At 49.1% G+C, this 6,232-nt stretch carries 4 protein-coding genes, 1 pseudogene and 1 riboswitch; of the genes and pseudogenes, 2 read left to right on the top strand and 3 right to left on the bottom strand.

Features of this window, described 5'->3' with window-relative positions; translation table 11 throughout:
* Positions 1-116 precede the first annotated feature (116 nt).
* A riboswitch (cobalamin riboswitch) is annotated at positions 117-270 on the top strand.
* A gap of 124 nt (positions 271-394) precedes the next feature.
* Both VFS25_RS20945 and VFS25_RS20940 read left to right on the top strand, forming a co-directional pair.
* On the top strand, positions 395-1,366 hold the full coding sequence (locus VFS25_RS20945; RefSeq protein WP_326464132.1) for a ribonucleoside-diphosphate reductase small subunit: 972 nt from the start codon (positions 395-397) through the stop codon (positions 1,364-1,366).
* A 205-nt stretch (positions 1,367-1,571) separates the two neighbouring features.
* Positions 1,572-3,956: a ribonucleoside-diphosphate reductase subunit alpha gene (locus VFS25_RS20940; protein WP_326464131.1), complete on the top strand. Its 2,385-nt coding sequence runs from the start codon at positions 1,572-1,574 to the stop codon at positions 3,954-3,956.
* Between the two features lie 24 nt (positions 3,957-3,980).
* On the opposite strand, the gene VFS25_RS20935 is transcribed toward VFS25_RS20940, so the two are convergent.
* The 3 genes and pseudogenes from VFS25_RS20935 to VFS25_RS20925 form a co-directional block, all read right to left on the bottom strand.
* A complete protein-coding gene (locus VFS25_RS20935) occupies positions 3,981-4,562 on the bottom strand; it encodes an isochorismatase family protein (protein WP_326464130.1) in 582 nt (193 codons plus the stop codon).
* 34 nt (positions 4,563-4,596) lie between these two features.
* Positions 4,597-5,853, bottom strand: a complete 1,257-nt coding sequence (locus VFS25_RS20930; RefSeq protein WP_326464129.1) for an MFS transporter — start codon at positions 5,851-5,853, stop codon at positions 4,597-4,599.
* A gap of 165 nt (positions 5,854-6,018) precedes the next feature.
* Positions 6,019-6,232, bottom strand: a pseudogene (locus VFS25_RS20925) (hypothetical protein); the annotation flags it as partial.

The following is a 6,232-nucleotide window of genomic DNA, read 5'->3' as shown; positions in this document are numbered from 1 at the left end:
TATCACAGCATGTGCCAATACCCTGTTGTGTTTCCAAAAATAGGCGCTTCTTTTTCCACACGTGTTAAAAACTTTAAACCTCACCCGTTCCTTTCGTACTTACATTTGTGTGAGTTCTTGACTTAGTTGCATTGGTTTCCGGTGCGTAGCCGGGATTAATAGGGAATCGTGTTAGAATCACGAGCAGACGCGCTACTGTGATTCCTGATCCCCAACATGTGATGTTCTTGATCAGGGAAGCCAGATACCTGCCAAGCGCAACCATTTGTCAAAGACCTTCGCGTATAAGGTTATTGACGCAAGTGACACCTTCCTCACTATATGGATAGGTATCTCCCGTCAAACCCCCTTATTCCAGTTAGCGTACAGCATTTAACCAAAAAAAACTTGGCGTATGAACCTTGAAAATGAGATCTTGTTGAAAGAGAACAAAGATCGCTTTGTACTGCTGCCCATTAATTATCCGAAAGTATGGGAAGTATATAAACGGCATGAGGCCAGCTTCTGGACAGCAGAAGAAATAGATCTTAGCGGCGACCTGAAAGACTGGGGCACCCTGAACGATGGAGAGCGCCATTTTATTACGCACGTATTAGCCTTTTTTGCCGCCAGCGATGGTATAGTGAATGAGAACCTGGCCGTAAACTTTATGAGCGAGGTGCAGATACCGGAAGCCCGCTGTTTTTACGGTTTTCAGATCATGATGGAAAATATACACTCGGAAACCTACGCTTTATTAATAGATACCTACGTAAAAGATCCTGTTGAAAAAGACCGCCTGTTTCATGCCATTGAAACCGTGCCTGCTGTAAAAAAGAAAGCAGAATGGGCGCTGCGCTGGATCGAGAACGGCAACTTTGCACAACGCCTGGTTGCCTTTGCAGCCGTGGAAGGTATTTTCTTCAGCGGAAGCTTCTGCTCTATTTTCTGGTTAAAGAAAAGAGGGTTGATGCCCGGCCTTACCTTCTCCAATGAGCTGATCAGCCGTGATGAAGGATTGCACTGCGAATTTGCCTGCCTGCTTTACAGCATGCTGCAGCAAAAGCTTACCCAGGAAGAAGTGCACCAGATCATTGGCGACGCAGTAGCCATTGAAAAGGAATTTATAACCAATGCGCTGCCCGTAGACCTTATTGGTATGAACAGCCGCCTGATGGCACAGTACATTGAGTTTGTAGCCGACCGCTGGCTGTCAGAGCTGGGTTACGCCAAAATATTCAATTCCACCAACCCGTTTGACTTTATGGAAATGATTTCCCTGCAGGGCAAAACCAACTTCTTTGAAAAACGGGTGGGCGATTACCAGAAAGCAGGCGTAATGTCCGGCAAGGAAACACAAACATTCAGCTTAGACGAAGACTTTTAGTAATTACGAATTATCAATTACGAATTACGAATTGATAGTATAGTGCTTGAACTGGCGTTAATTAATTGCTGCATTTATACGAATTATTAATTACGGATTAATAGTGCGGTGTTTAAACCGGCTTTCAATCGCTGCATTTTAATTCGTAATTCGTAATTGACAATTCGTAATTGCATATTGCTAACCTTATTAAATTTCAATACACATGTTTGTAATAAAAAGGGATGGCCGCAAAGAAGCGGTAAAGTTTGACAAGATCACCGCACGTATTGAAAAGCTGTGTTATGGACTGGCATCTGAGTATGTAGATTCCATTGACGTGGCCAAAAAAGTAATCCAGGGTTTGTATGATGGCGTAACCACAACAGAGCTGGATAACCTGGCAGCAGAAACCGCTGCTTCTTTAACCACCAAGCACCCGGATTATGCGCTGCTGGCCTCCCGCATTGCGGTGAGCAACCTGCATAAGAATACCGTAAAATCGTTTTCCAAAACGATGAAGAAGCTGTATGAGTATGTGGACCCGAAAACAGGTAAGCCCGCACCGCTGCTGTCTGACGATGTATGGGACATCATTAAAAAGAATGCGGAGATACTTGACTCCAATATTATTTACGACCGCGATTTTGCCTTTGACTATTTTGGTTTTAAAACCCTGGAGCGCTCTTACCTGCTGAGGGTAGATGGTAAAATTGCAGAGCGCCCGCAGCATATGTTCATGCGCGTAGCCGTAGGTATACATAAAGAAGATATTGAGTCTGCCATTAAAACATATAACCTGATGAGCGAGCGCTGGTTCACCCACGCTACGCCTACCCTGTTTAACGCAGGCACGCCCAAACCTCAAATGTCATCCTGCTTTCTGCTGACCATGAAAGACGACAGCATCGACGGCATTTACGATACGCTGAAGCAAACCGCCAAGATCTCGCAAAGCGCAGGCGGTATTGGTTTAAGCATTCACAACATCCGCGCTACCGGCTCTTACATCAGCGGTACCAACGGCACCTCCAATGGTATTATTCCCATGTTGCGCGTGTTTAATGATACTGCCCGCTATGTTGATCAGGGCGGCGGCAAGCGTAAAGGCGCCTTTGCCGTTTACCTGGAGCCCTGGCATGCCGATGTGTTTGAGTTCCTGGACCTGCGTAAGAACCACGGTAAAGAAGAGCTGCGCGCACGCGACCTGTTTTACGCCCTGTGGGTGCCCGACCTGTTTATGAAACGCGTGGAAGCTAACGGCGACTGGAGCCTGTTTTGCCCCCACGAAGCGCCGGGCCTGCACGAAACCTGGGGCGACGAGTTTGAAGCGCTGTATGAAAAATACGAGCAGGAAGGCCGCGCACGCAAAACAGTAAAAGCGCAGGACCTGTGGTTTGCCATCCTGGATGCGCAAATAGAAACCGGTACTCCTTACCTGCTGTATAAAGACTCCGCCAACCGCAAGTCGAACCAGCAGAACCTGGGCACCATCAAAAGCTCTAACCTTTGCACAGAGATCATTGAGTATACAGATGCTGATGAAGTAGCGGTATGCAACCTGGCTTCCCTGGCGCTGCCCCGCTTTGTAATAGACGGTAAGTTTGATCATGAAAAGCTGTATGAGGTAACCTACCAGGCTACCCTCAACCTGAACAAGATCATTGACAACAACTATTACCCGGTAGAAGAAGCACGCCGCAGCAACCTGCGCCACCGCCCCATAGGCCTGGGCGTACAGGGCCTGGCAGATGCGTTTATACTGCTGCGTTATCCTTTTGAAAGCGAAGCAGCCCGCAAGCTGAATGCAGAAATATTTGAAACCATTTATTTCGCGGCATTAACCGCTTCTAACGATATAGCCAAACAGCACGGCGCGTACGAAACATTCCCCGGCTCACCGGCCTCCAAAGGCATCCTGCAGTTTGATATGTGGGGCGTAAAACCTTCTGACCGCTGGGACTGGACATCGCTGAAAGCTCGCATTAAAGAGCACGGCATCCGTAACTCCCTGCTGCTGGCGCCCATGCCTACTGCCTCTACCTCCCAGATACTGGGTAACAATGAGTGCTTTGAGCCTTATACCTCCAACATTTATACCCGCCGCGTACTGAGCGGTGAGTTTGTGGTGGTGAACAAACACCTGCTGAAAGACCTGGTAGAGCTGGGCCTGTGGGACAATGATATGAAAAACAAGATCATCGCGGCCAATGGTTCCATACAGCAGATCAACGAAATACCCTCCAACATTAAGGAGCTGTATAAAACTGTTTGGGAAATCAAACAACGCAACATCATTGATATGGCAGCCGACCGCGGCGCATTCATTTGCCAGTCACAATCACTCAACCTGTTTGTAGACACTCCTTCCGCCGGCAAGCTTACCTCCATGCACTTCTACGCCTGGAAGAAAGGCCTGAAAACCGGTATGTATTACCTGCGTACGCAGGCTGCTACCCAGGCCGTACAGTTCACGGTAGAAAAACAGGGCGGCCAGCAAATGGAGCCGGTTGTAGCTGCTACTACGGGCGGATCAACCACCATGCTGGACGGTATTCCCGAAGGCGCGGTTTGTACCATGGAAGAAGGCTGCGTAACCTGCAGCGCATAACTAATAAAAGAGGGCTGACGAATGTCAGCCCTCTTTGTTCCCCTTCAGCATTGCAATAATCTCCGCTGTTGTTCCCGTTTCACCTATCATCGGAAAAATTACCTGCAGGCTATGCTCATGCGCGGCCATTGAACGGTCGCTCATTGCATCTGAGGCAAAGGTTACATTGTAGGCTCTTTCATGCGCGCCCCTGGCCGTGCCTTCTACCCCAATGCTGGTAGCAATGCCTGCCAGCACAATATTGGTAATACCCCGCCTCCGCAGCTGCAGGTCAAGATCAGTGCCGTAAAAGGCGCTCCAGTTATGTTTGGTAACATAAATATCAGTAGGCTGCAGCTCCAGCTCCGGCATCAGCTCATCCCATCCCGGGCTTCGGGAGGCTGCGCTTTTTCTCTCATTACGGGGCTTCAGGGCATCGCCAAAGTCACTTGCAAAACTTACATTCACAGCCACAACAGGAAGACCGGCAGCGTGGAAAGCCTTTACCAGCCTGGCGGCATTAGCCACCACTCCTTCGGCAGGCGGTACGGTTTGAGCGCCGGCAATACCTTTTTGCAGATCAATTAATACCAGTGCGGTTCGTTGGTCCAGTGCGGTAATAGCCATAACAATTTTTTTAGTGCTTTAAAAAATATATCGCTTATACAATGTCGCTGTATTCCAGGCGGGGCTTTGTTTCAGTGTTTGCGCCCCGGTGCCTGTAAACACCCCAGATGAACAGTGCGGCGCAAATAATGCCAGCGGTGCCCTGCAGGCTAACTGTAAGCGGCGCGCCAATGCGGTGTGCTACCAGCCCGGTAAGCAGGTTGCCTATTGGCAGCGTGCCCTGGAAGGCCATGGCGTAATAGCTGATCATACGGCCCCGCATATGCCCGGGCACATTGGTTTGCACATAAGTGTTGGTAGCTGCAACCTGCGCCATCATACCAGCGCCTGAAAGCATAATAAACAGCAGGGCCAGCGGCAGTGAGGTAACGCGGGAAAAGGCAACCACACTAATCCCGAACACCAGTGCCGCTATGCCTATAAAAGTCAGCAGGTCTTTACCGGGCTTACGGCCGGCCAGGTAAATAGCGCTGGACAGTGCGCCCAGTCCCGTAATGCTGGCAAACCAGCTATAGGTTTCCGCATCGCCGCCAAAAACCTCTTTGGCAAATACCGGCGTAAGCGTGTTGAAAGACATGAGAAAAATACCTGAAGCGCTCAGCATCATTATAGCCGAACGCACTTTAGGGGATTGCTGCAGGTAAGCATAACCCTCTTTCAGTCCCTGCCAGATGTTGGTATCGGTTTTAGGAGGCGCTATAAGCTGCAGGCGCATCATCAGCAGGGAAACAATCACCGCAATAAAGGTGAGGAAGTCTATCAAAAAACAAATGCCTTCACCAAATGTGCTCAGGATAATGCCGGCAAAGGCAGGCCCCAGCAGGCGCGCCAGGTTTACCATTGATGAATTAAGCGCAATAGCATTGGGCAGGTCTTCTTTATTGTCTATAAGATCTACCATCAATGACTGCCGGGAAGTGGTATCAAAGGCATTAATAACACCCTGCGCAGCCGCCAGCGCTATAATGGCTGTTATATTGTAGTATTTAAGCAGCACAATAGCAGCCAGTACGCCGGACTGCAGCATGGAGGCAATTTGCGAATACAGCAAAATGCGATAACGGCTGTGCCGGTCCGAAAGCGTTCCGGCATAGGGAGAAAACAGCATGGAAGGAATAAGGCCCGCAAACCCAACAATGCCCAGCATCAGCGATGAATGGGTAAGCCGGTACACCAGCCAGCTTACCGCCATCCGCTGCATCCACGTACCAATAAGGGAAATGGACTGCCCGGTAAAATACAACCGGTAGTTACGGGATCTTAATGAACGGAATAGTTGAGATGGTTTCAATATAAATATGTTTTATGCCGGAACACAAAGCGCTGAATGCGCAATGCGGCCTGCAGTGGGTTAAAAATCAGGATAGCCCTGTATATCTTGTAGTATGCTGAAAAATGTATGCCAGTGAATGAATGCATCCCTGCTGCACAGCAGCCTGGTGTTTACAAATGCGGTTCAGCTTTCTTCTCCCTCATAATCCGCCAGCCGCTGAATGATATTTGCGGCCTGCTTCATTATCTTTTTTTCTTCCACCGTTAGCATGGCGCTCATGGCCTTCGCCAGCCATCCGGCGCGGATTTTCCGGATCTCTACCAGTACACGTCCTCCCTCTTTGCTGAGCGATACCTGTACTTTTCGCTTATCATCTGCCAGCGGCGTTCTTTTAATA

This window comes from Chitinophaga sp., assembly GCF_035761305.1.
Classification (GTDB): domain Bacteria; phylum Bacteroidota; class Bacteroidia; order Chitinophagales; family Chitinophagaceae; genus Chitinophaga.
The sequence above is the reverse complement of the archived record's forward strand: the minus strand, read 5'-3'. Positions and strand labels throughout refer to the sequence as shown.